Here is a 26,994-nt window from a genome sequence, read left to right as displayed (position 1 = left end):
TTAGTTTTTGCGGAACATTTTCAGCATGCGCTGAGTGACGGTGAAACCACCGAAAATATTGATGCTGGCAATCAATACGGCGATGAAGGAAAAGAAAGACACCCATCCACCGTGACCGATTTGCAACAATGCCCCGACGACGATAATTCCCGATATCGCGTTTGTTACCGACATTAATGGCGTGTGCAGCGCATGGCTGACATTCCATACGACGTAGTACCCTACCACGCAAGCGAGCGCGAATACGGTGAAGTGAGACAGAAACTCTTTCGGTGCGACATTCGCCAACCAGCCGAACAGCAGGATGGCAATGGCGATGAAAGCGTATTTCTTCCATGGAGAAGACGGTTTTTTCTCTTCTTTCGCGACGGCAGCCGCAGCGGGTTTGGCCTGTTGCGGCTGAGCCGAAACCTGAATCGGCGGCGCCGGCCAGGTGACTTCGCCATTTTTGATGACCGTGACGCCACGAATCACGTTGTCTTCAAAATTAACGTCGATTTCGCCATTTTTCTCTTTGCACAGCAGCTTCAGCAGGTTAACCAGATTGGTGCCGTACAGCTGAGAAGACTGGGTCGGCAGACGGCTGGGCAGATCGGTATAACCGATAATTTTGACGCCGTTTTCCGTTACCGTAACCTGATCGGCGACGGTCAGCTCGCAGTTGCCGCCGGTTTGCGCGGCCAGGTCGACAATCACGCTGCCGGGCTTCATGCTCAGAACCATCTCTTTGGTAATAAGACGCGGAGCGGGTTTGCCCGGGATAAGCGCCGTGGTGACGATGATATCCACGTCCTTTGCCTGTGCGGCGAACAGTTCCATTTCCGCTTTGATAAAGGCTTCCGACATGACTTTGGCATAACCGTCGCCGCTGCCGGCTTCCTCTTCAAAGTCGAGCTCCAGGAATTCGGCGCCCATGCTCTTGACCTGTTCCTTAACTTCAGGACGGGTATCAAAAGCGCGGACAATCGCGCCCAGACTTCCTGCTGCGCCGATAGCCGCCAGACCGGCAACGCCGGCGCCGATAATCATGACCTTGGCCGGCGGCACTTTGCCGGCCGCGGTAATCTGACCGGTAAAGAAACGACCGAACTCATGAGCGGCCTCTACAATGGCGCGGTAGCCGGCGATATTCGCCATTGAGCTAAGCGCATCCATCGACTGGGCGCGTGAAATGCGGGGAACAGAGTCCATTGCGAGTACCGTCACCTGACGCGCGGCCAGTTTCTCCAGTAACTCAGGATTCTGGGCCGGCCAGATAAAGCTGATAATCGTACTCCCCGCGCGGGTGAGTTCAATTTCCTCCTCCAGCGGCGCATTGACCTTCAGGACAATATCGGACTGCCAGACTTCACCGGTGTCTGCCAGTGAGGCGCCCGCTTGCGCATACGCCGAGTCTTCAAAACTGGCAAGTTTCCCAGCCCCACGTTCTATCGAGACCTCAAAGCCAAGTTTCAGCAACTGTTCGACCGTTTTCGGCGTTGCTGCAACTCTTGCTTCATTGGTCAACCGTTCTCTTGGAACACCAATACGCATACTGATTCCCTTTTTGCTTATTTTTAACGAAGGTTATTATAGTCACCCTACTCCGGTGGTATGAATCGACCGAGATTTATTTCACCCTGTCTCTATATTTGACCTGATTAACCGACTACCCGGTATCTTGCAAACTGCAATGGCGATAATAGCCTATATTCGCTCAACCAAGGATGCGTTCATCATCGCCAGAGGAGCGACCTGAAATCAAGTGGATATATAACCTACTGAAAATGTGAGCGATGATCCATATATAAAACGAATTTCACCTAAAAGCCGAGTTATTATAGTCAGCATCGGTTTTTTTTGGTCGAAAATCACGTTCGCTTGCCGCTTTTGTAGCATTATTATTGATAAATTATTCTGGGGTGTTTCACAAAAATCGCGTGTTACGGGCTTGTTAAGCACAAGGCCCGAATAAATATCCCTTATGATAGTGAAACAATCATTAACCGTTATTATTGACGTTTTTCTTTAATCCCGGCCTGGGAAACGAAGGTTGAGATACCCTGCAAAATGCTAAAGCATGCGTCGTTATTCCGTGCGATAATCCGGGGCTATTCCATTACATCTTGATTGCCAAGCATGTTATAAACCAAACGCGCCAGGCGAAAGGATCCTTTTATGAAGTTCAAGACGACAGTTATTGTATCCGCACTACTCTCATTATCGGCATTTTCAGTACAGGCGGCCCGGGAACTCACCCCAGAACAGGCCGCGTCATTACAGCCCTTTAAGAGAATTTCATTCATAGGTCGGTTCAGCGCCATCAACGAAGCGGTTGCCGCGGCGTCAAAACGTGCGGATAAGCTCGGCGCCGACGCATTCTATGTTCAGGATATGATGGACACCAATTCCTACGACCGGTGGAACGTTATCGTCGACCTCTATCATAAAGATGCGCCGAAGGCCAGTAATGAAGTGAAGTACCGCACTTTTCATGGCGTAAAAGAATTGCCAAAAGATACCGCCTATGCGTTGGAACCGTACGATACCGTTACCGTCAGCGGTTCCTTCCCCAACCAGCCGGAGATTAACGAAGCCATTGGCAAAGCGGCAAAAGAAAAAAATGCCGACGCTTTCTTTATTGTGCGTCAGGTTGATATTAACGCCGGCGGGAGCAACCAGAAGGTAACGGCCTACATATACAAAGCCGATGCGCCTAAGCGCCAGCTCCAACGCCCGGATGCCATCCCGGCCGATTCCGAAGCCGGCAGAGCCGCGCTGGCTGCCGGCGGCACAGAAGCCGCCAAGGTGGAAATTCCAGGCGTGGCAAACTCGGATAGCCCAAGCCGCAACATCGGCAACTTCTTTGAAACGCAGTCGTCAAGAGGTGGGCGTTACACCGTCACGCTTGCCGACGGCACTAAAATTGAAGAACTTAACAAAGCGACCGCCGCGCAGATGATCCCCTTCGATTCCATTACTTTCCGCGGCAGCTTTACCACAATGCCGCAGGTGTCCGAAGCAGTGGCAAAACGCGCAGCCAAAAAAGGCGCCAAATACTACCACATCACCAGACAACGGGAAAATAATGGCACGAATATGACCATTAGCGCTGATTTGTACAAGTAACCGCAAACGAATAAAAAAACCCGCATAACGCGGGTTTTTTTATGCCTGAAAATCTACTTGCTGGTATCCAGTTCCGGGAAACTTTTGACCAGATCGTCAATGGCTTTGATCTGTTGCAGGAAAGGTTCCAGCTTATCTAACGGCAATGCGGAAGGACCGTCGCATTTCGCGTTGGCCGGATCGGGATGCGCCTCGATGAATAATCCCGCCAGACCCACGGCCATACCGGCGCGGGCCAGTTCGGTTACCTGCGCGCGCCGACCGCCGGATGCGGCGCCAAACGGGTCGCGACATTGCAGCGCATGCGTGACGTCGAAAATGACCGGCGAACCGTTGGAAACCTGCTTCATGACGTTGAAGCCCAGCATATCCACGACCAGATTATCGTAACCGAAATTGCTGCCGCGATCGCACAGGATTACCCGATCGTTGCCGCCTTCGATAAATTTATCGACGATGTTGCCGATTTGTCCGGGGCTGACAAACTGAGGCTTCTTAACGTTGATAACGGCGCCGGTTTTCGCCATCGCTTCAACCAGATCGGTCTGGCGAGCGAGAAAAGCCGGCAACTGAATCACATCGACGACATCCGCCACCGGCTGCGCCTGATATGATTCGTGTACGTCGGTAATGATTTTTACGCCAAAGGTCTGTTTTAGTTCCTGGAAAATCTTCATTCCTTCTTCCAGACCCGGACCGCGGTAAGAATGAATGGAGGAACGGTTGGCTTTATCGAAGGAAGCCTTGAACACGTAGGGAATACCCAGTTTCTGCGTTACCGTAACGTAATGCTCGCAGACGCGCATCGCCATATCCCGTGATTCAAGGACATTCATGCCGCCAAACAGGACAAAAGGCAGATCGTTGGCAACGGAAATGTCCCCTACCTTGACCACTTTGTTCTTCATACTTTTACCTTAATATCGGATAAATCAACGTTGAACATACCCGCCGCCCGGCAAGTTTTCGCCTGGCGACCTCTTGCAATCGGACGGGTATAAATAGGCATTTATCAATGCAGGACGATGTGTTTTTGCTCTATTGAGTGAATCTGAACTTTGATCATTTCACTCACCGGATCTTCCGGACATTGCTCGACAAAATAATTCAGGTCGGACAGCGCAATATGATCACAGTCCAACTGGGCATAAATCAGGCCGCGGTCGCGGATTTCATACGGGTCGTCAGGCTCAAACTGCAACACCGCTTCACTGGCCTTCAACGCCAGCTCCATCTGTTTTTCTTCCATCAGGGCCACTTTCAGCGTGTCGAGCATTTTACGTACAATCAGTATATTCTCGGCTTCATCCAGATCTTCATCCATCAGCTGCGATGAAGGACCGATATTGCCTTTCAGCCAGACGTCCAGCACATGTTCGCTCAAGGTGTCGCCGGTTAACGGGTTGATCAGCCACATCTCCTCATCCAGCCAGTCCGCGCGTAAAATAAGCTGGGTGGGGAAAATGACCGGCATCAGCGGCAGCCCGATCGCGTGCGCGATATGCAAAAATATCACGCCCAGAGACACCGGCATGCCCTGCCGGGATTCCAGCACTTTATCCAGCCACAGGACATCGGAAAGCCGATAAACGCCGCTGGCGCCGCCGAACCCCCAGGTATGGAAGAACAGCTCAATCAGCTTTTCAAGCTGCAAATCCTGTTCAAGATCCTCGGGAATAACCGCGCGGGCATCGTCAACCAACTGTTGCAGATTTTTCCGCACATCCTGGGCGGGGAAATCACGGCGAATCGCCTGTGAAACGAGTACGACACCTTCACTTAACTGTGAACGATTGAATTCAAAATCAGCAATAGAACTCATAGTTATTCCATCAGCAACGGTAACTTGGTCAGCGAAATCTGCATAACCAGACAGAAGCATACCAAGGCAAGTATAAACGCCAGCCAGCGTATCTTCTGACTACGCGGGCGTTTCCCCAGGGCAACCGCGCCAAGGAGAATATAAATAATAACGCCAAACAGTTTTTCCGTCAGCCAGCTTTGTCCGACAGTAAACGGATAAATATGATTAATGACGAGTAAACCCACGCCGGTCAGCAATAATAACGTATCGTTGATGTGGGGCAGTATCTTAACCCATCGTTGCCGCAATAGGGCGGACTGTCGGCATAACCAAAAAAAACGCAGCACGAACAAACAAATGCTGACGCCGACCGTCACCATGTGCAGATATGCAAATCCTAAAAATAGCGCCACCCGCGTAGCCTCCTGAAAAATTATTTATCGATCGCTTTTGGCCACAGCCCCAGCGATACGCGATCGTTATTGCCGTAATCCCGACAGGTTTCTATCCGCTCGAATCCGTGAGTCTGTAATAGCTGCCGTACTGCGGCGCCCTGCCGCCAGCCGTGCTCCAGCAATAACCAGCCGTCAGGCAGTAAATGGCTTGCGGCCTGTTCGATAATGGCGCGCAAATCGGCCAATCCGTTCTCGGCCGCCACCAGAGCGCTGCTTGGCTCGAAACGAACGTCCCCCTGAAACAGGTGGCGGTCATCGGCATCAATATAGGGCGGATTACTGACGATCAGCGTGAAATGCTGGTTCGGCAGCGATGAAAACCAGTCGCTCAATAAAAAACGAACATTTGTTATGCCCAATCGTTCGGCATTATGTTTGGCCAGCGTGACGGCATCGGGCTGCGCGTCTACGCCGGTGACCTGGCAATCCGCCCGCTCGCTGGCTATCGCCAGCGCTATCGCCCCGGTGCCGGTGCCTAAATCCAGTATGGAAGACGGCGCGGCAGGCAGCCGTTGCAGCGCTTGTTCAACCAGACACTCGGTATCGGGACGCGGGATCAGCGTGGCCGGCGATACCGCAAGCGGCAGCGACCAGAACTCGCGCTCTCCGGTCAGATAGGCGATGGGTTCGCCGTTAATCCGCCGCGCCAGTAAAGCATCCAATCGCTGCAACTGTTCCACCGTCAGCCGGGTTTCGCCGAACGCCAGCAAGAAGGTTCGCGTTTTACCGGTGACGAAGCGCAACAATATCTCCGCATCCCGTTTCGGACTTTCCCCCGTTGCGAGACGCGTAATAGCCGATGTCAGCCAGGCCTGATAATTCATTACTCTTGCTCTGAAAGCGCGGCCAACTGGTCGGCTTGATATTCCTGGACGACGGGCTGAATCAGCATATCCAGCTTGCCTTCCATTGCCTCATCCAGCCGGTAGAGCGTCAGATTGATACGGTGATCGGTCACCCTTCCCTGCGGAAAGTTGTAGGTGCGGATACGATCTGAACGATCGCCGCTGCCGAGAAGGTTCCGGCGCGTCGAGGCTTCTTCCTGCTGACGCTTCTGCATTTCGGCGGCGCGGATACGCGCGCCCAGCACAGAAAGCGCTTTAGCCTTGTTTTTATGCTGAGAACGTTCATCCTGACACTCAACCACAATGCCCGTCGGCAAGTGGGTAATTCGGATGGCGGAATCAGTGGTGTTGACGTGCTGACCGCCGGCCCCGGATGAACGAAAAGTATCGATACGTAAATCGGCGGGACTGATCTCCGGCAGTTCTGCTTCCGGTATTTCCGGCATCACCGCGACGGTACACGCCGAGGTATGAATACGCCCTTGTGATTCGGTCGCCGGCACGCGTTGTACGCGATGCCCGCCGGACTCGAACTTGAGCTGGCCGTAGACGCCGTCGCCGGATACTTTCGCAATGATTTCTTTATAACCGCCATGCTCGCCGTCGCTGGCGCTCATGACTTCCACCTGCCAGCGGCGGGTCTCCGCATAGCGGCTGTACATGCGGAATAGATCGCCGGCGAAGATCGCCGCTTCATCGCCGCCGGTTCCGGCACGGATTTCAAGAAAGCAGCCGCGCTCATCATCCGGATCTTTCGGCAACAGCAGAACCTGAAGCTGCTGCTCCAGCTCTTCGGCGGCGGTTTTTGCCTGTTTTAATTCTTCCTGCGCCATGTCGCGCATTTCGGCATCGTCGAGCATGATTTCAGCGGTTTGCATATCTTCCTGTACCTGCTGCCACTGTTGGAAGCAGCGAGTGATATCAGTAAGCTGCGCATATTCACGGGACAAGGCGCGATAGCGATCCATATCAGCGATCAAGCTCGACTCGCCGAGCAATGCCTGAACTTCCTCATGGCGTTCTTGCAACGCTTCCAGTTTAGCAACAATAGAAGGCTTCATGCGGGCTGTTAAATCCTGTTAAGAGAGATAAATGCTAGTCCAGCCCAAGGCTGTCGCGTAAAATTTGTAAACGGTCCAGATCGCCGTCACGGGCGGCCTGTTGAAGAGATTTGGTGGGAGCATGGATCAGACGATTGGTTAAACGGTGCGTCAATTCCTGCATGACCGTTTCCACGTCGCTCCCCTGCTGAATGGCGGTAAGCGCTTTGGCCGTCAATTCCGCACGCAGCGCCTCAGCCTGTTCCCGGTAATCGCGAATGGTTTCGACGGCGGACTGCGCCCGCAGCCAGGCCATGAAGTCGGAGCTTTCCTGCTGAACAATCGATTCCGCCTGGATTGCGGCGGCTTTGCGCTGCGCCAGGTTATGCTGAATGATCGCATGTAAGTCATCAACGCTATACAGATAGACGTTGGGTAATTTGCCGACCTCCGGTTCAATATCACGCGGCACGGCGATATCCACCATCAACATTGGCTGATTACGCCTTGCTTTCAGCGTTCTTTCCATCATCCCCTTTCCGATAATCGGCAATGTGCTGGCGGTGGAACTAATGACGATATCGGCATTAGCCAGTTGCTCATCCAGTTCGGCGAGCGTGATGACTTCCGCGCCGACTTCAGCGGCAAGCGCCTGCGCGCGTTCGCGAGTACGGTTGGCGATCACCATGCCGTGTACCTGATGTTCGCGCAGATGGCGGGCGACCAGTTCGATGGTTTCTCCGGCGCCGACCAATAATACATTAACATCTGCAAGGGATTCAAAGATTTGGCGAGCCAGCGTGCAGGCGGCAAACGCAACGGAGACCGCGCTGGCGCCGATGTCGGTTTCAGTGCGCACCCGCTTGGCGACGGTAAACGATTTCTGGAACAGGCGTTCAAGCTCGCCGGACACCGTATGTCCGCGCAATGATTCCGCAAAGGCCTTCTTCACCTGCCCCAATATCTGCGGCTCGCCCAGCACCAGTGAATCCAGGCCGCTGGCGACGCGCATCAAATGGCTGACGGCCGCGTTATCCTGATGCCAGTATAGACTGTCGCTGACGTCATCCGGATCCAGATGATGGTATTCACACAGCCAGTCAATCAGCCGTTCACGCTGATTTTCCTGTTCTTCCACGCTAAGGTAGAGTTCGGTGCGGTTACAGGTGGACAGCAGTACGCCGCCCTGCACCATAGGTTGTTGTAGCAGGCTATTCAAAGCCTGCCCCAGCGTATCCGGCGAGAAAGAAACGCGTTCCCGCAAAGAAACCGGAGCCGTTTTGTGATTAATACCAAGCGCGAGCAGCGTCATTGAACAATTCTTGAGTAATACCGGTGTTAGTATGGATTTCTTGCCCCGCATTCTACTTGATGCCGGGAAGCAAGAAAAGCGACAGCGCGTGATGCTGTTCATCCTGGGTGTATACTCTACGCTGAAAACGCCAAACATTGACGCTGAGCGACAAGCCCGTTAGCGTGACCTTTTTGTGATATTCAATCTGCCTGATAGGATTTGACCGACATGCCATTAAATACCCTCCGTTGCCTGCGGCTACTGCCTCTGGCCAGTGTATTGCTGACCGCCTGCGGCCTTCACCAACCTGTGTCGCCGGGCAAGAATCCGACCTCGCCCGAATGGCGGCAACATCAGCAAAAAGTGCAGCAATTGAGCCAATATCAGACGCGCGGCTCCTTTGCCTATATCTCCGATAGCAAGAAACTATATGCGCGTTTTTTCTGGGAAGAGTCGTCATCCCAGCGCTTTCGTCTGCTGTTGACCAACCCGCTCGGCAGCACGGAGCTGGAATTGAGCGCGCAGCCGGGCAGCGTGCAGATTGCGGACAATCAGGGTAAACGTTATGTCGGCAAAGATGCCGAAGAGATGGTGCAACAGCTAACGGGGATGGCGATCCCGCTGAATAATCTGCGCCAGTGGATCCTCGGCTTGCCGGGCGATGCGAGCGATTTCACCCTCGACGACCAATATCTGCTGAATAAAGTGACCTATCGTCAGGGCGATCAAAGCTGGAACGTCAGCTACCAGAGTTACAGCCGAAAGGTGAACCCGCCGCTGCCGCAGAGTCTGGAGCTCACTCAGGGCGAACAGCGCATCAAGTTAAAAATGGATAACTGGACGGTAAAATAACCTATGCAGTCCAACCTGATTGAGAAATGGCCTTCTCCCGCCAAACTGAATTTATTTCTTTATATCACCGGGCGGCGGGCGGATGGCTATCACCTGCTGCAAACCCTGTTTCAGTTTCTGGACTATGGCGATACGCTCACGATTACTCCGCGTGCGGATGAGCGTATCGAACTGCTCACGCCGATAGCCGGCGTGGATAACGAGCAGAACCTGATTATCCGCGCGGCGCGCCTGCTGCAACAACATTGCCGCAGCCGTAACGATCGCCACGCGCCTTTGGGCGCGGATATCCGTATTGATAAGCGCCTGCCGATGGGCGGAGGATTGGGCGGCGGTTCATCGAATGCGGCCACGGCGCTGGTTGCGCTGAATCACCTGTGGGGCTGTAATCTGCGGGCGGACGAGCTGGCGGCGCTCGGCCTGCGGCTCGGCGCCGACGTGCCGGTCTTCATCCATGGATATGCGGCCTTCGCCGAAGGCGTCGGCGAAAAGTTGACGCCGGCTTTCCCGGCGGAAAAATGGTATCTGGTGGCGCATCCGGGGATCAGCATCCCTACTCCGTTGATCTTCGGCGATCCTCAGCTAAAACGGAATTCGCCAGTGCGATCTTTGGACCAGTTGCTAAAACAGACCTTCGTCAATGATTGTGAGACTATCGCAAGAAAACGTTTTCGTGAGGTTGAACAGCTACTTTCATGGCTGTTAGAATACGCCCCGGCGCGCCTGACCGGAACAGGTGCTTGTGTGTTCGCTGAGTTCGACACCGAGCCCGAAGCCCGCCAGGTGCTTGACCAGGCCCCGGAATGGTTAAATGGTTTTGTGGCGCGAGGCGTTAACGTCTCTCCGTTGCAACGTACGCTTTCCGGGCAATGTTAGGTTTTGATAACACCCAGTCTGCTTGGGCTGTGTTTTATCAAGCCTAATTCATACACCCGTATGCATATTGTGCCTGTTGTTGCTCCCCGCTCACGGATATTATAGCGGGTACAATATTTCTCTGGACGCAAGCCTGAGGTTCTTCTCGTGCCTGATATGAAGCTTTTTGCTGGTAACGCCACCCCGGAACTAGCACAACGTATTGCCAACCGTTTGTACACTAGCCTTGGCGACGCCGCTGTCGGTCGTTTTAGCGATGGTGAAGTCAGCGTGCAAATCAATGAAAATGTACGCGGTGGTGATATTTTCATCATCCAGTCCACCTGTGCGCCGACCAACGATAACCTGATGGAACTGGTTGTCATGGTGGATGCGCTTCGCCGCGCTTCCGCCGGGCGTATCACTGCCGTTATTCCTTACTTTGGCTATGCTCGCCAGGATCGTCGGGTTCGTTCCGCCCGTGTGCCAATCACCGCTAAAGTGGTGGCTGATTTTCTGTCCAGCGTCGGCGTTGACCGTGTACTGACCGTCGATTTGCACGCAGAACAAATTCAGGGCTTCTTTGACGTCCCTGTCGATAATGTTTTCGGCAGCCCTATCCTGCTGGAAGATATGCTGCAACAGGAGCTGGATAATCCGATTGTGGTTTCTCCGGATATCGGCGGCGTCGTTCGCGCCCGCGCCATTGCCAAGCTGTTGAATGACACCGATATGGCGATTATCGATAAACGTCGTCCGCGCGCCAACGTGTCTCAGGTGATGCATATCATCGGCGATGTCGCCGGCCGCGACTGCGTGTTGGTCGACGATATGATCGATACCGGCGGCACGCTGTGTAAAGCAGCGGAAGCGCTGAAAGAACGTGGCGCCAAACGCGTATTTGCTTATGCGACGCACCCGATCTTCTCAGGTAATGCCTACGACAATATTAAAAACTCAGTTATTGATGAAGTGATTGTCTGCGATACCATTCCGCTGACAGATAAAATCAAATCGCTGAAAAATGTTCGTACGCTGACGCTGTCAGGCATGTTGGCTGAAGCGATTCGTCGCATCAGCAATGAAGAGTCCATCTCCGCCATGTTTGAGCATTAATCGTTTTTAGCTGGTTATTGGCTATTTACGCAAAATTAAGCCACCCGTAAAAGGTGGCTTAATTTATTTCCATCATGTGCAATAAAAAAAACCGCCACAGCCAAGGCTTATAGCGGATTTTTAAAATTCGGCACAAGTCAGCAATATTGCGCTACGAATGGCGCTGACAACGTTTATCAAAATGTTTTACCCACCAGTAACGATCGGCCACTTTTTCACGACCGCTGATACGCGCACCGACCAACCAGGATATCGCGCCGGCAAAAATAGTGATCAGATCCAAATAGGCGATAAATTGCGGTAGGTTCAGTTTGGCGAACTGGCTGATGATGCAATAAGCAATGCCGCCGATCATTAAAAACATACCAATGCCCATCAACGCATTACCCAGCGTGGTTGCACTTTTACGTTTCATTTGTCACCTCCAGAAAACTCTGTGGATGAATGAGGCTTCCCTGTGTTGATGTAATTATAGACAAGTACGTGGTCGGATGATTGCGTGAGGGATCACAGATAACAGAGTAAAAGTAATCTTTTTTTACATTTATACCAATAAACAGACAAAGATTTTAATAATTACCTGGAGGAACTATTTTGCATAATTCTATTACAACGACGCTGACGCCGGGTATGCCGCGACTTCAAGTCAGAAAAGGATATGTGTAAACTAACGTCCTTCAACGCTATTTAAATCACGCGGCGTGATATCGATATACGCGCGCAATCTGGAATATTATCGTGAGCAGCATTAAGTTAATTGTTGGTTTGGCCAATCCCGGCGCCGAATATGCGGCGACCCGCCATAATGCCGGCGCCTGGTACGTTGACCGTCTGGCTGAAATTCATCGTCAGCCGCTGAAAGAAGAAAGCAAATTTTTTGGCTATACCTCACGCCTCAATCTGGCCGGGCATGATATCCGGTTATTGGTCCCCACGACCTTTATGAACCTGAGCGGCAAGGCCGTGGCGGCCCTGGCGACTTTTTACCGGATTCAACCGGATGAAATTCTGGTGGCGCATGATGAACTGGATCTGCTGCCCGGGGTAGCCAGACTCAAACTCGGCGGCGGTCACGGCGGCCACAACGGATTGAAGGACATCATCAGCAAGCTGGGCAATAATCCTGGCTTCCATCGCTTACGCATCGGCATCGGCCATCCGGGCGATAAAAATAAAGTCACCGGTTTTGTGTTGGGGAAACCGCCCGTCAGCGAACAAACGCTGATTGATGACGCGATTGACGAAGCGATCCGCTGCACCGACATTCTGTTAAAAGAAGATATGATGAAAGCCATGAACCGCTTACACGCATTTAAAGCGGCATAAATCACCGCCTGATGCCGATGGCGGATCGAGATAAACGGACATTCCGTGTATAATCAGCCGGAATAGTTGTCATTCTGACAGGCGATTGAAAATAATTGTCTGATTAATAAGTAATTTAAGGTGATATAAACATGGGATTCAAATGCGGCATCGTCGGTCTGCCTAACGTCGGTAAATCCACTCTGTTCAACGCGCTGACCAAAGCGGGTATTGAAGCGGCCAACTTCCCGTTTTGTACCATTGAGCCTAATACCGGCGTGGTGCCGATGCCCGATCCGCGTCTGGATAAACTGGCCGAGATCGTCAAACCGCAGCGTACCCTCCCTACTACCATGGAGTTTGTCGACATCGCCGGGCTGGTGAAAGGCGCATCCAAAGGTGAAGGCCTGGGCAACCAGTTTCTGACCAACATTCGTGAAACGGAAGCCATTGGTCACGTGGTGCGTTGCTTCGAAAACGACAATATTGTTCATGTTTCCGGCAAAGTTAACCCGGCCGACGATATTGACGTTATCAATACCGAACTGGCCCTGTCCGACCTGGATACCTGTGAACGCGCCATTCATCGAGTACAGAAAAAGGCCAAGGGCGGCGACAAAGATGCCAAAGCCGAGCTGGAAGCCCTGGAAAAATGCCTGCCGCAGCTCGAAAAAGCGGGCATGTTGCGCTCGCTGGATCTCAGCGTGGAAGAGAAAGCGGCCATTCGCTATCTGAGTTTCCTGACGCTGAAACCGACTATGTACATCGCCAACGTGAACGAAGACGGTTTTGAAAATAACCCGTACCTTGATCAGGTTCGTGCCATCGCCGCCGCGGAAGGGTCTGTCGTGGTGCCGGTTTGCGCTGCGGTTGAATCCGATATCGCCGAGCTGGATGATGAAGATCGCGACGAATTTATGGCTGAGCTGGGCTTGACGGAACCGGGTCTGAATCGGGTTATCCGCGCGGGCTATGAATTGCTGAACCTGCAAACCTACTTCACCGCCGGGGTGAAAGAAGTCCGTGCCTGGACAATCCCCGTCGGCGCCACCGCCCCGCAGGCGGCGGGTAAAATTCATACCGACTTTGAAAAAGGCTTCATCCGCGCCCAGACCATCGCTTATGAAGACTTCATTACCTACAAAGGCGAGCAAGGCGCGAAAGAAGCAGGGAAAATGCGTTCGGAAGGTAAAGACTACATCGTGAAAGACGGCGATGTGATGAACTTCTTGTTTAACGTCTAATCACTTTTGTTGTCTAGTGAGGTTTTACTGAATCTCATAAACATCTAAAAACACTTCAAAATCCACGCAGTTGCGTGGATTTTTTCATTTTATGTTGTTCAGATGATGCTATGGCAGCGTCGCCAAAACCAAGTACACCGGTGAGTATAATCCGCTTCCTTCTTCGTTTTGGGTAAGTACAAAAACGATGTAAAAACATACAAAGGCCAGCGTTAGTGTAAGAGTGGGTATTTTAGACGTTAACAGGTCGCAGGTCTGATTCTCATTACTTTTCAAATTGACAAAATTTCTCTTTGGCTCTCTTTTACCGCAACAGGGAGTTTGGCAATATCAAATTTGATCATCTCAGCGCCTGCGTTTTTGAGCCAGACTCAAGGCTATAGCCTCATGCTTTTTGATAAAGGGATCTTTAGACGCAACATAAAGCTCCGATGAGTTTTTAGCACCTCTCAAGGCCCGTTTCTTAATCTCTTGATATTCTTTTGATATTTCAGGATTATTTCGGAGATAGTCACGGAACGCTAAATGCCTGATTATGTCAGGATGCGCTGGTTCATAGGCATGCAAATGGAAATTTCGCACCTGCCGACCTTTGTAGAAATAGCGCCGTCCTGCAATTCCGTTTTCGCCTTTCGCTACGTACCCTATCGCCTCCAGTGCTGACTGGCGCGAGTCCAATGTCTGTATGGATGAGACGATCAATAGCATATCAATGACGGGTTTTGCCGCTAATCCCTGTACTGATGTACTACCGATATGGAAGCAATCAACAAAACAATCATCCAGCGAATTTGCAATATGTAACTTCTCAGCTTCGAACTTGGCAGGCCAGTTGGGATCATAGTCAGCAAGGGTTATTTTTCGGCTCGACATGATTAATCCTTGTCAATCATTTGCAGTCAGTAACGTGAAGGCGCGCTCGCCGCACTAACCGGCGAAACGCTATGCCAGGCATTTTAACTGTTTTTTAATTAGTGGCGTATTTGCCGTGCGGCAACGGCCATTTTCGACTTTGCTTTTATCCAACGATATACTGGCCCGCTACTCTCTACCGTTGCGCATCGTTGGACTATGATCGATTTTAAACGCCAAAAACTCGAGTTGCCGCAAGGAGCGGACAAATTATTGCTGCATTCATGCTGTGCGCCTTGTTCCGGTGAAGTCATGGAGGCGATTCAGGCCTCAGGCATCGAATACACCATCTTTTTTTACAATCCGAATATTCATCCGCAGAAAGAGTATCTCATTCGCAAGGACGAGAATATTCGGTTCGCCGAGAAAAACGGCGTGCCTTTTGTGGATGCGGACTACGACACGGATAACTGGTTTGAACGGGCGAAAGGCATGGAATGGGAGCCCGAAAGAGGTATTCGCTGCACAATGTGTTTCGATATGCGCTTCGAGCGTACCGCCCTTTATGCATGGGAAAACGGTTTTAGCGTCATCAGCAGTTCGCTGGGGATTTCCCGCTGGAAGAATATGCAGCAAATCAACGAGTGCGGGCAGCGCGCCGCCGCACATTATCCGCAGATGACGTACTGGGATTATAACTGGCGCAAACAAGGCGGATCTTCGCGCATGATTGAGATCAGCAAGCGCGAACGGTTTTATCAGCAGGAGTATTGCGGCTGCGTCTATTCGCTGAGGGATACCAACCTTCACCGTAAATCCCAGGGACGGCAACTGATCAAGATAGGCAAGCTTTATTATGGCGACGAGCAGAAATAACGCCGCGCGTATGACGAATCTGGGTATTTGACGAAATCAGCGAGACATGGCGAGTGGCGTAGCGGAAAAACCGCTTTCGTAAGAAAGCGGCTTGGGAAAAGGCTTAGCGGTAAACGATGCCGCCATCGATCAGGATGGACTGACCGGTGACATAGTCAGAGTCAGGGCCGGCCAGGTAGGATACCAGACCTGCCACGTCATCAGGCGTTTCGGCGCGGCCAAGCGCGATACCGTCCACGTATTTTTTATAGGTTTCACCCACCGGCGTACCGGTAATTTCCGCGAAACGGCGGTCCATATGTTCCCACATACCGGTACCGACAACCCCTGGGCAGTATGCATTCACCGTGATGCCCCGGCTGGCATACTCTTTGGCGGCCGCCTGGGTCAAGGCGCGCACGGCGAATTTGGTGGCGGAATAAACACCGAGTAAAGCGAAGCCATCATGACCGGCAATGGAGCTGGCATTAATGATTTTGCCCTTCTGTTTTCTGTCGATGAATTTTTTCGCGGCGGCCTGAATACCCCAGAGCGTCCCCTGAATGTTGATACGCGTGATGCGTTCAACCTCTTCCGGCGTGACATCGGCCAGCGCCTGAACCTGGGAGATACCCGCATTGTTGACGATGATGTCGAATCCGCCTAACTGTTTCTCAGCCAGATCGATAGCTTCGTAAACCTGAGCACGGTCGGAAATATCGGCAACAAATGTTGCTGCTTTACGCCCCAGTGCTTCAACTTCCGCGGCTACCGCATCCAGACCGGAACGGTTAACGTCGACCAGCATTATCGATGCGCCATCTTTGGCCAGACGTAATGCGATACCGCGGCCGATACCCTGCCCGGCGCCGGTTACTAACGCTACTTTATTTTCGATAGCCATACTCTGAACTCACCTCTTTGCAGATCAAAAAAAACAATAGTTACTGATGCAATACCCGGCCATTCGTCGTGGGAATGACCGGGTGTATTACTTTCGACCGCCAGGGATGAGCGATAATCCCTGAGCGACATGTTCATTCGTCGCCTCAAATCCAAGTCGATGCGCGACACAATGGTCGTGACCCTGGCGAGTTGACCCGATATAATCGGCATAGGTCAGGTTATCGCATACGCTGACTGCGACGTCCTGTGTGTCTGAATCCGGGAATACGCCGCTGCTGTTTTCAGCGGGCAGACGTTCTTCAGGTTCATGATTCGCGCATCTTGCGCTAAGCCTGTAACAGCCGTTGTTTAACGGCTCCGCTCTCAGTCGTTTCCCGACGGTACGGCCATTCGCAACGCAGAACCCCTGTTCCTGCTCTCTTGGCGGAAGAAGGGTTACTGTATAGGAGCGAACAAACAGGGTATACCCCCCGGTTGGGGGGGGCCGTCAGGTGGGACCCGTTATAGCGGGTCGGCTCGGTTTATTCTCGTTAAGCACCTTGAAAACACTTATTAAATAAAGGGATATTGGCGCGTATGCCGTTTTTGCTCCCCATACATTACCCGTTGGCGGAATTTGTTAATGAAGAGCCTTTTCGCTTTACTCTCAAGCTACCGCTGATCCTCACCAAACTGACGCCGCCGCGCTCATCGGGGATGTCGTTGCAGCGAGATCGTTTATTGCAACGGCTTGACGAGGCGGAATCGCGCACTCTGACGCTGGTCTGCGCGGCGGCGGGATTCGGTAAAACCACCCTACTGGCGCAGTGGTATCACTGCCGGCGGCGGCAGGGCGGCGCATCGGCCTGGCTCAGCCTTGAGGAAGACGACGACACGCCGCTGCTATTTATGCGTTATCTGCTGGAAGCGCTGCGGCCCTTGTTTTGCGACTGGAGTTCGGCTTTCCAACGTTATCTGGAGGGCGAGTTACCCGCCGATTTTTCGCTGTTTGTGGCGGAGCTGATCAATCAATTACACCTATGTCCGCATCCGCTGTACCTGATTCTGGATGACTACCACAACATCAGCCATCGCGAAATACACGACGGGCTCACGTATCTGCTTAATCATGCGCCCTCTTCTTTGCACCTGATAATCGGAAGTCGTTTCCGACCGCATCTGGCGCTGAGCCGCCTGCGGATTCAGGATCAACTGGCGGAAATTTACGATAACGATCTGCGTTTCACCTTTGAGGAAGCCAGCGCCTATTTTATGGATTCCGCGCCGAAAACCGTCAGAAAGCAGGATATTCAGCGGCTTATCTCCTTGACCGAAGGCTGGATAGCCGGCATGAAGATAGCCACCCTGTCGGCCGACTGGCGCACTGACCCCGGTTGCTTTATACGTAGCCTGAGCGAAGGTTCCCGTACCCTTACCCGCTATCTGGAAGAGATCATTTTCAAACCACTGCCGCCGGAGGTGTTCGACTTCCTGTTATGCACCGCAATTCTCAACCGTCTTAACCCCGCCTTGTGCAATGCCGTCACCGGGCGCAGCGACAGCGAGGACATGTTGGCCTGGATAGAGCGGCATAATCTGTTTCTCTGCGCCCTGGGCGAAGGCGGATCCTGGTTTCGTTATCATCCGCTGATGCGCGATACGCTGCTCAACCGGCTGCAAAACTCGCCGGATAAAGACATCCGGGTTTTGCACGAGCGGGCCGGTAATTGGTTCGCCGCTCAGAATTTATGGTCGGAAGCGGTGCGACACACGTTGGCCGCCGGCAAAACCGGCAACAAGCATGCCGAGATTGGGGCGCAGTCGCTGGCGGAGGAAGGCGATATTGATACGCTGGTGCGCTGGATGCGCTATCTGCCCGCCAATCTGGAGCCTTCCCGCATCGATCTACAGATCAATCTGGCCTGGGCGCTGGCGCATCACTTTCGTTTTAACGATTCCCGCCAGTTACTTGATGCCATCGACGTACTGGCGGCGGCCAACCGCGACGGTCTGGCGCACAGCGTCTGGGTGAAGCTACGGGTGGTGCGGGCCATTTGCGAAGCCTTTGCGGAAAATATTCCGCAAAGTATCGCCCTGGCGGAGCCGTTATTACGCGAAGTACCCTGCGGCGATGTTTGGGTGGATGGTCTGGTGTGCAACATCCTCAGCTATTGCCATCTGGTTGATTTACGCCCGGAACAGGCTTTGAATGTGCAACGCCGCCTGCCTGGCGCCAACGTGGCGAACAGGAATCTGTTCGTTGAGGTTTACCGTGCGTTTGTTGCGGCCCAGGGCTATCTGCGTCAGGGCAATATGGCTGAGGCCGAGCGTCTGGCATCCCAGGCGCTGCGGTATGCCGAACGGCATACCGGGGAGAATTCCAGCAGCGGCGCGACGCTCGCCCCTATTCTGGCTGAAATTGCCTGGGAGCAAGGGGATGTTGACCGGGTGGACGCATTGCTCAGCCTGCGACTGGAGATGATCGATAATTTCTGCCCGCCTGACGGCCTTAGCCGTTGCTATATCGTTCTGGCGCGCCAGGCGCAGTTAAACAAGCAGCCGGACGATGCCGATCGTCTGCTGCTGCATGCTGAACAATTGGCGATTAGCCGGGGCTGGTCGCGCGCGCGCGCGCCGTTGCTGGCCGAACGGCTGGCCGTCCGTCTGCGGCAGCGGGATATCGACGGGGCCAGACTTTTACTCGACCAGTTGCAGACGTTGGCGGATGAAGCCGGGCCGGGAAACAATGCTCCGGGCCTGAACGCTATTTCCCATTATTTTCGTATCAGCCGCAGCCGTCTGCTGATTGCCGTTGGCGAACCTCTGGCGGCGGCCGATATCATCGATCCGTTGGCCGGCGAACAGGAGCAATGCGCCGAGTGGTTGTCGGCCGTGCGGTTAAGAATTATGCAGACCGTCGCCCTGCTGCGGGCGGGCGAGGAAGTCCGCGCGGCTGAGATCTTCAAACCGGCGTTACAGCGTGCTGTGCAGCAAAAACTTCAGCGCAGCCTGCTGGATGCCGGCCCTGACCTGTTGCCGTTGCTCTGCGAATTATGCAAGACGCCGTCCCCGTACGCCGAATGGGCCAGAATGGCCGCCATGTTATTGCAGCAGGCCGCCAGGGGCGGCGAACTTCCGGCGGAGGATATCCCGCAATCGCTGTCGCACCGGCTGACCGAACGGGAACAACAATTGCTCCAGCTCATTGCCGACGGTTATTCCAATAAAGGGATTGCCCGTTCGTTGGGGATCTCGGTTGAAACGGTAAAATGGCACCTGAAGCAAGTGTATGAAAAACTGCGGGTCAGAGGTCGAATTCAGGCGATCAATCAGGCCAGAGAATGGAATCTGTTGCACTGAGTGTTCAAGCGTTAATTCAACCTCATAAAAAGTGATTATGGTGCCGCAGAGTATCCGCATCGCCACCGTTTGCCCAGCTGAGCGGCGATACTTGCAACTGACTCGGCGATACGTTTTTCCAGCATTAACGTGATAAAGCGCGTACAATCGCCGGCACGATCGCATGCTCCAGGATACGGATAGTATTCCCGTTGCTGACGTTTCTATCGGCAATCACGCCAATTTAGCGCGCCATTCGCTGAGGATCAATAATCGTTACTTTTTTTTGACTTAAAATTTCCAACGGAAAAGCCCCCTTATGAAGAATAATTACGCCTGGTCCCTGTTTAAAACAATCTCTATTGTTTTATTGCCCTTACTGCCATCGCCCGCCTTCGCGGATGTTTCCGTCATTAAAAAACCCAATATCAAGAATGGCAATGTGGAATACGCCAAAATCGTCTATATCGGCAATGTCACTGAAGGTAAAACCGTTGATGTCATGTCCGCGCTGGATGAGATTAATGCCACTTACCCTAATCTGAAAAATATCTATTTTTATATCAACAGTTACGGCGGCGATATGGATAACGGTTATATGACCTATGAGGCGATAAAAAGCTCGCCAACGCCGGTCACCACGGTGAATATGTCAATGGTCGCCTCGGCGGCGACCATCTTCTATTGCGCCGCGCAACAGCGTCTGGCGATGGCGGGATCATCATTCATGCTCCACCCGTCGGCCACCTCTAATAACAATCGTGATTACATAAAACCGGATGAATTAAATGTATTGCAACAAATGAATAATACTTATAACAATATGTTTGATGCAATATATAAGACCTGCACCTCATATAGCGAGGATGAGCGTAAAAAAATACTCTATAGCGAAAATAACAGAGCGCTGATCAATGCCGGTCAGGCGGTAGAGAAAAAAATGGCGACCGGTATCGCCGAAAAAATGGTTAATGCCGACGTCTCTTATTACATCTCTGAGAAAGATGAACATTAAATCAGTCAATATTCCTTATCCGGGAAATATCAGCGGACGGCTTATTTCTTTCGAAATTGCGGCGAGCGCCATTGCCATCGCCGCCTGAATAAGCGCCGCCGCGGGATGGAATCGCTTTGGCGCTTGATATTCATCGGCATCATCAGGCCGCGTCAACACGCATCAGCACGTCGCGTAAAAACGCGCCCACCTCGTCGACCTGTTGCATAAATCCTTCAATCAGCGCGGTAAATGTCTGCTCGTTCATCATATCGACGCTGTGTTGCGAACACAGCCGCAGCGTTTGATACTCATCCAGCGCCAGCCAGCAGCCGCGCATGGCATTCATTTCAAAATTCAATTGCAGACACAAGCGCAAAACCGTCTCGGTGATCTCTTCCGGCAATACCGGCAATTGGCAATGCAATAACAGGCTATCGCTCTGGTCCGGCACTTCAATAATCGCCGCCTCCCCGCCGTTGGCGTCGCACAGCGCGCATACGCCGTCCCGCAGCGTCAAAGTCGTCCGATAGCGTTGAGAAAGGTGTTTCAACCAGCTTTCAACCCGTTGTTGATACTGCGTCATTTGCTCTCCTCCTGTTTTTCGAGCGATGGGTTAACTCTTCAGTTCCATGCCTTCGTTTTTCAATTGATACATCACATCAGCCAGAGCCGGATTTGCTTTGGCGATATCGCCGTCCAGCGTAAATCCGTGCGGCACGCTCTGATCCCGGCCGTATTGAAAGGCAATGGTACCGATGTTTTTCGACATGGAGACGCTTGCGCTGCTGCTGCCGCCAAAGACCAGCGTCGGCGTATCAAAACCTTCCCGTTTTTTGGCCGATTGATAAAAGAAGATGCCGCTCAAGCGCAGGTTATTGCGGTCGTTGAACAAGTTGGCGATATCCTGATGCTCGATTTTCTTTTGTTGAATCCCCTCAATAAGTTGCTGTTTTAGCGGTTCTTTTAATTCCAGGTTGACCGTGGCGCTGATGCCGGGCAATGACTTGATGCTTTCAATGGCTCTGCTGAGTTCGGGCGTGGATGTCATAAGGGCTTTAATCCGATCAGAGTTGCTGGGCGGCAGCGATGAATCCAGGAATTTACGCAGCGAATGGATGATGCCGTTATTATCGAGCCGGGACAGATTGCCATAGGTGGTGCTGATCGAGGCCGACGCCAGCGTCATGCCGCCATCCTGGGCGAGCTGGTGCTGGAGCAATGCCGATTTGACGCCGTTCAACGCGGCGTAGCGCTCATCGCTGTTGATTTCCTGCGCGCTGAAATGATTGTTCAGGATTTGCAGTTTTTCCCCGATGTCCTTGATTTCGGGTAAGGCGGCAAGCACCTGACGGCTGACGCTGTCTTTAAAATGATTTCCCAACTGCGCGGCCAGTTCGGTAACGTCGGCGTCGATAACCGGCTCCGCGCGTTTCATCGTCATATCGACCATTTTATTCACCGAGCTATCTATAGAGACGCTGGCCGACGCCGTGGTGCCGACAAACATCGGCACGAGGTCGTTCGGATCTTGCGCATTGCCGTCTTCAATCGGGAAAATGGCGCCCGCGTTAATACCGGCATGCGCGTCGACATCCACCCGGTTAAAGAAGCGTACCCGGTTGTCGGTATACGCTTTATTGATGGCGTTTTCCCCTTCGGCCGTCGAGCGCTCGTGTTTGGCGGACAGAATGTTCAGATTGCCGCCGATGCCCGCCGCCGCGCGCGTTACCATCTCTGGGAACGGCGGCGACGCTTGCGATGTCGACGGGTCGATAACATTCGGCCGCAGATTGACCGCCGCACGGGCTTCCAGCGAGCTGCTGATGTCCAGGCTGAAGCTGATTTTGTTCCCATCCCGCACAAGGTGCTGAGCGCCTTTCTGCATAAACTCCGTCGGATTCAACGTTCCCTGCGTCAGGCCTTGAATAAAATCGGGCAGTTCGTCGTCCGTTAGCATGAAAGACAGTCCTTTCTGGTCGCCGCTGGCCATCGTACCCGCTATCGAACCGTTAATACGCACGTCGGGCATAAAGTCGTAATGGTCGTTAATCTTGATGGCGCTGACTTTTTCTCTGATCGATTGCGGCAGAAAGGTCGGCAGAAGGTTAAAACCGGTCGACATGGACAGATTGCCGACGTTGTCCCCCCGGCGGTTGAATTCGACGTAGAAACTGTTATCCATGCGCGCGATGCTGAGCCCATACGCGCGGTTGAACGTCATGCCGCCGCCCGGCACGACGGGAACCGGCGAATTTTTCAGCAGAAAGACGTAGGATGAACTGGCGCCGCCGCCGTAGTTGCGATCAAAACTGATGATGTCGCCTGTTTTCATCGACTTCAGCGTATCCAGCAGTTTCGTTTCCAATTCATTCTGATGCCCCGCCTGCAATACCGTGCGCGACGTGACGTTCAATCCGTGATCTTCTTTGCGGAAAGCGTTAAGAAATGCCTTCACCCCGTCATAGTTGGCTTCCAGCAGCGCGTTACTGGTAAATCCCATATCGGTGAATTGTTTAATCGGATTCTGGTTGTATTGGCCATCGCGCAACCGGGTAATATCTTGCCGCAGCTGGCGCAGCTGTCGTTCATCCGGCGCTTTGCCGGACAACAGTTCAGCTTTGTCGACTAACTGGTGGAGATCTTTGAGCGTCAGGGTATCCAGAATAATGCGCGACTTGAGCAATGCGTTGCGATCGTTCGGATCGCGCTGGCGCCCCAGCATGACGTCGGCCTTCTGATGACTGATGGCCACCTGTTTATCTACAAAAGCGGACAACAGCTTTTCCACTTTACTGTCTTTGGCCGCCGGGGCCGAGTGCCAGGCATGCAGCAGGGATTTGCTGAGATCGTGGCCGGAACGGTTGGGATTCAGGGATTGCGCGACGGATTTCAGCGCGGACGGTTTGAATTTTTCGTTCAGTTCGCCGCTGTCTTTGACGATGCCTTTATGCTGTCCCAGCCGGGTCAGCGCCTGCGTCGCGCTCTCTTCCAGCTCGTTGCGGAAACGTTGCAACAGCGTCAGCAGATCTTTGCCCGCCTCGCCTAAATCAAGACGCTCCAGCCGCGTGCGCAAGTCTTCCGTCGATGACGCATCGCCCGTTTTGCGAACGTTCGTTCCTTCCAGTTGTTTGATCAACGCGCTTTGCATCTGATACACCGGCTTTAAGCCTTCGCGCCCCTGCCACTGATGCTGCACGGCGTAAGCCAGATTTTTAACCGGCCTCGGGATGGATAGCGTGGGTGAAAACACATGCGCGCTAAGGCGGGAGGAGAACTTGCTTTGTACCGCGCTGCTTTCCGCGCCGGAAAATCCGCCTTTCATTACCGCGCCCTGGGCCGTTAAACCGGAGCCGGGAAGACGAAGGCGCTTATTGGCGGTATTCAGGCGGTTGTAAACGGCATCCGAGGCGCGCGGCGCTATCGGCGATCGATCCGCCTGCTGCGCGCTATCCGACGACTGCCAGCCGGTATCGGTTAACCTATGGTTGTTTTCTCCCCGTGAGACAAGCAGATTGCCAGAATCGTCATTGCGGATATCGGTTATCTCACCGCGGCGCCCATGCGGAGGCGGCACCATTTGCCAGGTGGCCTGCTCGCGGCCGGCGGGATCCTGCCATTGAGATTTGGCTAACGTGAAAACGTCCCCCTGTCGGGTCAGCGCGTAGAGATTTTGCCGGCGATCCAACGCAATGTCTTTTATTTCGCCATTGATGCCGATGTTAGGCAGCACCTGAACCGGATGCTGCGATCGCCGGGTATCCGGTTTTACCTGATGAAAGTGGATCTCACCCTGAGCGGACAACAGCAAAAACTTATGCGGATTAATTACCGCCATCGCCGTGGCTTTGTCGCTTTTCGCCTCGGGCAGCAGCGCGTTGCCCACGTTGGGTTTATTGCGCGCATGCGCCAGCGAGAAAACGTTATCCGTTCCCTGCCTCAGCGTATTGCTATGTTGATTGATGCTGATTTTTTTTACTTCGCCGTCTTTGAGAAGATAGGCTTGCCCGTCGCTCCCTTTCTTCAGTTGGGCGCAGCCATCCTCGGCTTTGGTCCAGGCCTGGGTCAGGTCATCCAGGTAATATAGCGCGCCTTCCTGCAACGTCAGTTTACCCTGGTATTTAAGGTCGACGGTTTCCTGTTCCGTTGGCTGAATGTGCGTCAGACCCAGTTGATTATCCAGCACCAGGGCGTCCGTCAGGTTCCAGCCGGGCGTAAACTGATTATCCGCGCCTAGCGGGCAGGCATGCGTTTGCTTCAGGTTGTCCTTTACCAGCGCGTGCAAGCGGCCGTTCTCATCGCTGGCGAAACCGTCGATGCGATAATGTCCCGAAAAAGCCTTTTCCAGCGCCGGCTGAGGCGCCGGCGTCATTTTCAGTTCGTGTTGCCCGGGCGGCGGATAGTCGCCGACAAACAGTTTTCCCTCGCTGTCCGAAACAAAGAACTGTTTATCCGCCATGCCGATGGTTTGCGCGTCGATATGTTCGCTGCCGCGCGTCAGGGCCAGCGCCGGATCGGCGAGTTGCAGGGTAACGTGCGCCGGCGGCGCATCCAGCGAGGGCATAAAGTATAGCTGGGCGCGCTCATTCTTATCGGTAAGTACCGCCGCCTGACCGCGTTTGTTCACCGCGAAAGCGGTGATATCGCCGTCAAATGCCCTGGTGTTTACGTTATCGGTCAGATTGGTCAGCGTATGCTTGTCCCGCACCGCATAAAGGCGGTTATCCGCGCCGGCGGCAAGCTTATTGAAAGCGATGTCGCTCTGTTTCTGCCAGACGTCCAGATCTTCATTCAGCACGTGGAGTTTGCCATCGTGCAGACGTACCTGCTCGCCCTGCGGATGCTCCGCCGTGGCGGGATGACGATAGATGCCGGTCAGCGCCCCCTCATGCAGCCGCCCCGGCAGCGGCAGGGATGAGGTCGCCACGTCGGTCGGATGACGTTTATGCTGCGTGCGGATACTGACCGTTTCGTCCTGGTCATCCATCTGGATGCTGTAACGGGCGTTGCCATGCGTCAGCGCTTTTTTATCCGTACCGGGAACGCTGGAATGGAAGGCGGTAAAGGTATTGGCCGATCGCGTCAGGGCGAACAGTTTGCCCTCGCCCCCCAGCAGCATCTGCCGGTGTTCCCCGCGCTCGGTTTGCTGGTCAGCCTGCGCGAGAAAACGCGGATTTCCCTTGGCCAATGTTTCCTGCAACAGGTGCCGTAATGTCGGCGGCGTCGTTTCGTCGATGGCGATACGGCCTTTTTCGTTGAGCCTTATCCCCGGCGATGGCGCGTCCGTCCGGCTGGATGCGGCGTTCTCCACGCCTTCATAGGATTTTTCACGGATAGTGGACAACTGAGGTTTGAATTTTTCTTGTCTGGGCGGTTCCAGCGTCGGGTCGAACACCTTTGGCGATTTGCCGGCCTGACGCTCGGTCATTTCTCGCAGCAGACGATCCACTTCGCCGTCGTCATCCAACGGCGTTTCGTCGGACAAATCCAGCGATTCGGCGGACAGGTAGCCGGACGAACTCGGCGACAGCGGCGGCGTATAATAGCGGGATGAACCGCTCGCCTCGGTCTGACGGCTTTCCCCGCTGCTTTCCCCGGCGGATGAGGTCTGCGCAATGCGCGCCAGAATGTTTTGCCGCACCTTATCGAAGTTCTGTTGATAATGCCGCACTTCTTCCCTGCTGGGCCGTTCGGCGAATTCACGCAGCAAATTCGTCGGCCGCTCGTCCATCATTTTCGCCAGTAAACTGTTGTCGGCCGGTTTTCGCGTATTATCGGCCTTGACCGAGGGTTCAGGCGCGGCCTGCTTTTTTCGGGTAAACGGCAGACTGTGCAACAGATTGCTGAGCTTGCTGCCGCGGCCGCGCTGACGCGCCGGTTTTTCATCCTGCGCGGGCGGCGGCGATGCGCTGATATCCTTGCGGGCGCGGGCATGCCGCCCCTCCTCTACCAGCGAGCCCGCCGCGGCGCGGGAACTCCGCTGCGCGGAAGATTGCTGCAACGCGCGTCCCGTATTCTCCATGCCGGAGGCGCTGCCTGCACCGATATGCTGTGTCGACACGCCATGTATTCTGCCGAAAACCATTCCTCTCTCCTGCTCAAGATCGTTATATCCGTTTCAATCTGAGTAGAGCGGCGAATGCGACGGTTC

General features: G+C 53.6%; 21 protein-coding genes. 9 read left to right on the top strand and 12 right to left on the bottom strand.

Going from position 1 to position 26,994, the window contains the following annotated elements; all coding sequences use genetic code 11:
- The gene (pntA, locus tag ABRZ26_RS01265; RefSeq protein ID WP_319602445.1) at positions 1–1,533 is read right to left on the bottom strand and encodes a Re/Si-specific NAD(P)(+) transhydrogenase subunit alpha; all 1,533 of its coding nucleotides are present in this window, start codon (positions 1,531–1,533) and stop codon (positions 1–3) included.
- A 624-nt stretch (positions 1,534–2,157) separates the two neighbouring features.
- Here pntA and ydgH point away from each other — a divergent pair.
- Positions 2,158–3,108: a DUF1471 family protein YdgH gene (gene ydgH, locus ABRZ26_RS01260; protein WP_319602444.1), complete on the top strand. Its 951-nt coding sequence runs from the start codon at positions 2,158–2,160 to the stop codon at positions 3,106–3,108.
- Between the two features lie 53 nt (positions 3,109–3,161).
- Here the strand turns inward: ydgH and kdsA are convergent, their stop codons facing one another.
- From kdsA to hemA, 6 genes are all read right to left on the bottom strand, one after another.
- Complete coding sequence (gene kdsA, locus ABRZ26_RS01255; RefSeq protein WP_319602443.1) at positions 3,162–4,016, bottom strand: 3-deoxy-8-phosphooctulonate synthase; 855 nt, start codon at positions 4,014–4,016, stop codon at positions 3,162–3,164.
- A 104-nt stretch (positions 4,017–4,120) separates the two neighbouring features.
- Positions 4,121–4,930 carry an invasion regulator SirB1 gene (gene sirB1, locus ABRZ26_RS01250; protein WP_319602442.1) on the bottom strand — a complete coding sequence of 270 codons (810 nt, stop codon included), beginning with the start codon at positions 4,928–4,930 and terminating at the stop codon, positions 4,121–4,123.
- Positions 4,931–4,932: 2 nt separating this feature from the next.
- On the bottom strand, positions 4,933–5,325 hold the full coding sequence (locus ABRZ26_RS01245; RefSeq protein WP_319602441.1) for a SirB2 family protein: 393 nt from the start codon (positions 5,323–5,325) through the stop codon (positions 4,933–4,935).
- 20 nt (positions 5,326–5,345) lie between these two features.
- On the bottom strand, positions 5,346–6,191 hold the full coding sequence (prmC, locus tag ABRZ26_RS01240) for a peptide chain release factor N(5)-glutamine methyltransferase (RefSeq protein WP_319602440.1): 846 nt from the start codon (positions 6,189–6,191) through the stop codon (positions 5,346–5,348).
- Complete coding sequence (gene prfA, locus ABRZ26_RS01235; protein WP_319602439.1) at positions 6,191–7,273, bottom strand: peptide chain release factor 1; 1,083 nt, start codon at positions 7,271–7,273, stop codon at positions 6,191–6,193. The genes prmC and prfA overlap by 1 nt, the downstream gene beginning before the upstream one ends.
- 34 nt (positions 7,274–7,307) lie before the next feature.
- The gene (gene hemA, locus ABRZ26_RS01230) at positions 7,308–8,564 is read right to left on the bottom strand and encodes a glutamyl-tRNA reductase (protein ID WP_319602438.1); all 1,257 of its coding nucleotides are present in this window, start codon (positions 8,562–8,564) and stop codon (positions 7,308–7,310) included.
- Between the two features lie 210 nt (positions 8,565–8,774).
- On the opposite strand from hemA, the gene lolB reads away from it, so the two are divergent.
- From lolB to prs, 3 genes are all read left to right on the top strand, one after another.
- Positions 8,775–9,398, top strand: coding sequence for a lipoprotein insertase outer membrane protein LolB (gene lolB / locus ABRZ26_RS01225; RefSeq protein WP_319602437.1), 624 nt, complete (start codon positions 8,775–8,777; stop codon positions 9,396–9,398).
- A 3-nt stretch (positions 9,399–9,401) separates the two neighbouring features.
- Entirely contained in the window at positions 9,402–10,274 is an 873-nt protein-coding gene (gene ispE / locus ABRZ26_RS01220) for a 4-(cytidine 5'-diphospho)-2-C-methyl-D-erythritol kinase (RefSeq protein WP_319602436.1), read from the top strand.
- Positions 10,275–10,421: 147 nt separating this feature from the next.
- Complete coding sequence (gene prs / locus ABRZ26_RS01215; protein ID WP_319602435.1) at positions 10,422–11,369, top strand: ribose-phosphate diphosphokinase; 948 nt, start codon at positions 10,422–10,424, stop codon at positions 11,367–11,369.
- Between the two features lie 151 nt (positions 11,370–11,520).
- Here the strand turns inward: prs and ychH are convergent, their stop codons facing one another.
- Entirely contained in the window at positions 11,521–11,784 is a 264-nt protein-coding gene (gene ychH / locus ABRZ26_RS01210; RefSeq protein WP_319602434.1) for a stress-induced protein YchH, read from the bottom strand.
- Between the two features lie 323 nt (positions 11,785–12,107).
- Between ychH and pth the strand changes: the two genes are divergently transcribed.
- On the top strand, positions 12,108–12,695 hold the full coding sequence (gene pth / locus ABRZ26_RS01205) for an aminoacyl-tRNA hydrolase (RefSeq protein ID WP_319602433.1): 588 nt from the start codon (positions 12,108–12,110) through the stop codon (positions 12,693–12,695).
- A 131-nt stretch (positions 12,696–12,826) separates the two neighbouring features.
- Positions 12,827–13,918: a redox-regulated ATPase YchF gene (gene ychF / locus ABRZ26_RS01200; protein ID WP_319602432.1), complete on the top strand. Its 1,092-nt coding sequence runs from the start codon at positions 12,827–12,829 to the stop codon at positions 13,916–13,918.
- A 345-nt stretch (positions 13,919–14,263) separates the two neighbouring features.
- On the opposite strand, the gene ABRZ26_RS01195 is transcribed toward ychF, so the two are convergent.
- The gene (locus ABRZ26_RS01195) at positions 14,264–14,791 is read right to left on the bottom strand and encodes a GrpB family protein (protein ID WP_319602431.1); all 528 of its coding nucleotides are present in this window, start codon (positions 14,789–14,791) and stop codon (positions 14,264–14,266) included.
- Positions 14,792–14,989: 198 nt separating this feature from the next.
- Here ABRZ26_RS01195 and ABRZ26_RS01190 point away from each other — a divergent pair, with 198 nt between their 5' ends.
- Positions 14,990–15,646, top strand: coding sequence for an epoxyqueuosine reductase QueH (locus ABRZ26_RS01190; RefSeq protein WP_319602430.1), 657 nt, complete (start codon positions 14,990–14,992; stop codon positions 15,644–15,646).
- Between the two features lie 103 nt (positions 15,647–15,749).
- Here the strand turns inward: ABRZ26_RS01190 and ABRZ26_RS01185 are convergent, their stop codons facing one another.
- Complete coding sequence (locus ABRZ26_RS01185; protein WP_319602429.1) at positions 15,750–16,529, bottom strand: acetoin reductase; 780 nt, start codon at positions 16,527–16,529, stop codon at positions 15,750–15,752.
- A gap of 578 nt (positions 16,530–17,107) precedes the next feature.
- Between ABRZ26_RS01185 and ABRZ26_RS01175 the strand changes: the two genes are divergently transcribed.
- Together ABRZ26_RS01175 and ABRZ26_RS01170 are read left to right on the top strand one after the other, a co-directional pair.
- Positions 17,108–19,870 (top strand): winged helix-turn-helix domain-containing protein, encoded by a 2,763-nt coding sequence (locus ABRZ26_RS01175; protein ID WP_319602428.1) that lies wholly within the window; start codon positions 17,108–17,110, stop codon positions 19,868–19,870.
- Between the two features lie 298 nt (positions 19,871–20,168).
- Positions 20,169–20,864, top strand: coding sequence for an ATP-dependent Clp protease proteolytic subunit (locus ABRZ26_RS01170; protein WP_319602427.1), 696 nt, complete (start codon positions 20,169–20,171; stop codon positions 20,862–20,864).
- Positions 20,865–21,006: 142 nt separating this feature from the next.
- Here the strand turns inward: ABRZ26_RS01170 and ABRZ26_RS01165 are convergent, their stop codons facing one another.
- Together ABRZ26_RS01165 and ABRZ26_RS01160 are read right to left on the bottom strand one after the other, a co-directional pair.
- On the bottom strand, positions 21,007–21,429 hold the full coding sequence (locus tag ABRZ26_RS01165; RefSeq protein ID WP_319602426.1) for a type III secretion system chaperone: 423 nt from the start codon (positions 21,427–21,429) through the stop codon (positions 21,007–21,009).
- 30 nt (positions 21,430–21,459) lie between these two features.
- On the bottom strand, positions 21,460–26,928 hold the full coding sequence (locus ABRZ26_RS01160) for an AvrE-family type 3 secretion system effector (protein ID WP_319602425.1): 5,469 nt from the start codon (positions 26,926–26,928) through the stop codon (positions 21,460–21,462).
- Positions 26,929–26,994: the final 66 nt, after the last annotated feature.

The sequence above is a fragment of the Brenneria sp. L4-2C genome (assembly GCF_040240335.1).
In the GTDB taxonomy this organism is placed as follows: Bacteria; Pseudomonadota; Gammaproteobacteria; order Enterobacterales; family Enterobacteriaceae; genus Brenneria.
This window is presented reverse-complemented; position numbering and strand designations above follow the sequence as displayed.

What these genes read in the sequence shown, in the direction of transcription:
- kdsA (WP_319602443.1), bottom strand. Translation starts at nt 4,016, where the DNA reads ATGAAGAACAAAGTGGTCAAGGTAGGGGACATTTCCGTTGCCAACGAT.
- lolB (WP_319602437.1), top strand. Translation starts at nt 8,775, where the DNA reads ATGCCATTAAATACCCTCCGTTGCCTGCGGCTACTGCCTCTGGCCAGT.
- prmC (WP_319602440.1), bottom strand. Translation starts at nt 6,191, where the DNA reads ATGAATTATCAGGCCTGGCTGACATCGGCTATTACGCGTCTCGCAACG.
- ydgH (WP_319602444.1), top strand. Translation starts at nt 2,158, where the DNA reads ATGAAGTTCAAGACGACAGTTATTGTATCCGCACTACTCTCATTATCG.
- sirB1 (WP_319602442.1), bottom strand. Translation starts at nt 4,930, where the DNA reads ATGAGTTCTATTGCTGATTTTGAATTCAATCGTTCACAGTTAAGTGAA.
- ABRZ26_RS01175 (WP_319602428.1), top strand. Translation starts at nt 17,108, where the DNA reads ATGCCGTTTTTGCTCCCCATACATTACCCGTTGGCGGAATTTGTTAAT.
- ABRZ26_RS01195 (WP_319602431.1), bottom strand. Translation starts at nt 14,791, where the DNA reads ATGTCGAGCCGAAAAATAACCCTTGCTGACTATGATCCCAACTGGCCT.
- hemA (WP_319602438.1), bottom strand. Translation starts at nt 8,564, where the DNA reads ATGACGCTGCTCGCGCTTGGTATTAATCACAAAACGGCTCCGGTTTCT.
- ABRZ26_RS01190 (WP_319602430.1), top strand. Translation starts at nt 14,990, where the DNA reads ATGATCGATTTTAAACGCCAAAAACTCGAGTTGCCGCAAGGAGCGGAC.
- ychF (WP_319602432.1), top strand. Translation starts at nt 12,827, where the DNA reads ATGGGATTCAAATGCGGCATCGTCGGTCTGCCTAACGTCGGTAAATCC.
- ychH (WP_319602434.1), bottom strand. Translation starts at nt 11,784, where the DNA reads ATGAAACGTAAAAGTGCAACCACGCTGGGTAATGCGTTGATGGGCATT.
- prfA (WP_319602439.1), bottom strand. Translation starts at nt 7,273, where the DNA reads ATGAAGCCTTCTATTGTTGCTAAACTGGAAGCGTTGCAAGAACGCCAT.
- pntA (WP_319602445.1), bottom strand. Translation starts at nt 1,533, where the DNA reads ATGCGTATTGGTGTTCCAAGAGAACGGTTGACCAATGAAGCAAGAGTT.
- ABRZ26_RS01165 (WP_319602426.1), bottom strand. Translation starts at nt 21,429, where the DNA reads ATGACGCAGTATCAACAACGGGTTGAAAGCTGGTTGAAACACCTTTCT.
- ABRZ26_RS01185 (WP_319602429.1), bottom strand. Translation starts at nt 16,529, where the DNA reads ATGGCTATCGAAAATAAAGTAGCGTTAGTAACCGGCGCCGGGCAGGGT.
- ABRZ26_RS01170 (WP_319602427.1), top strand. Translation starts at nt 20,169, where the DNA reads ATGAAGAATAATTACGCCTGGTCCCTGTTTAAAACAATCTCTATTGTT.
- ABRZ26_RS01160 (WP_319602425.1), bottom strand. Translation starts at nt 26,928, where the DNA reads ATGGTTTTCGGCAGAATACATGGCGTGTCGACACAGCATATCGGTGCA.
- ispE (WP_319602436.1), top strand. Translation starts at nt 9,402, where the DNA reads ATGCAGTCCAACCTGATTGAGAAATGGCCTTCTCCCGCCAAACTGAAT.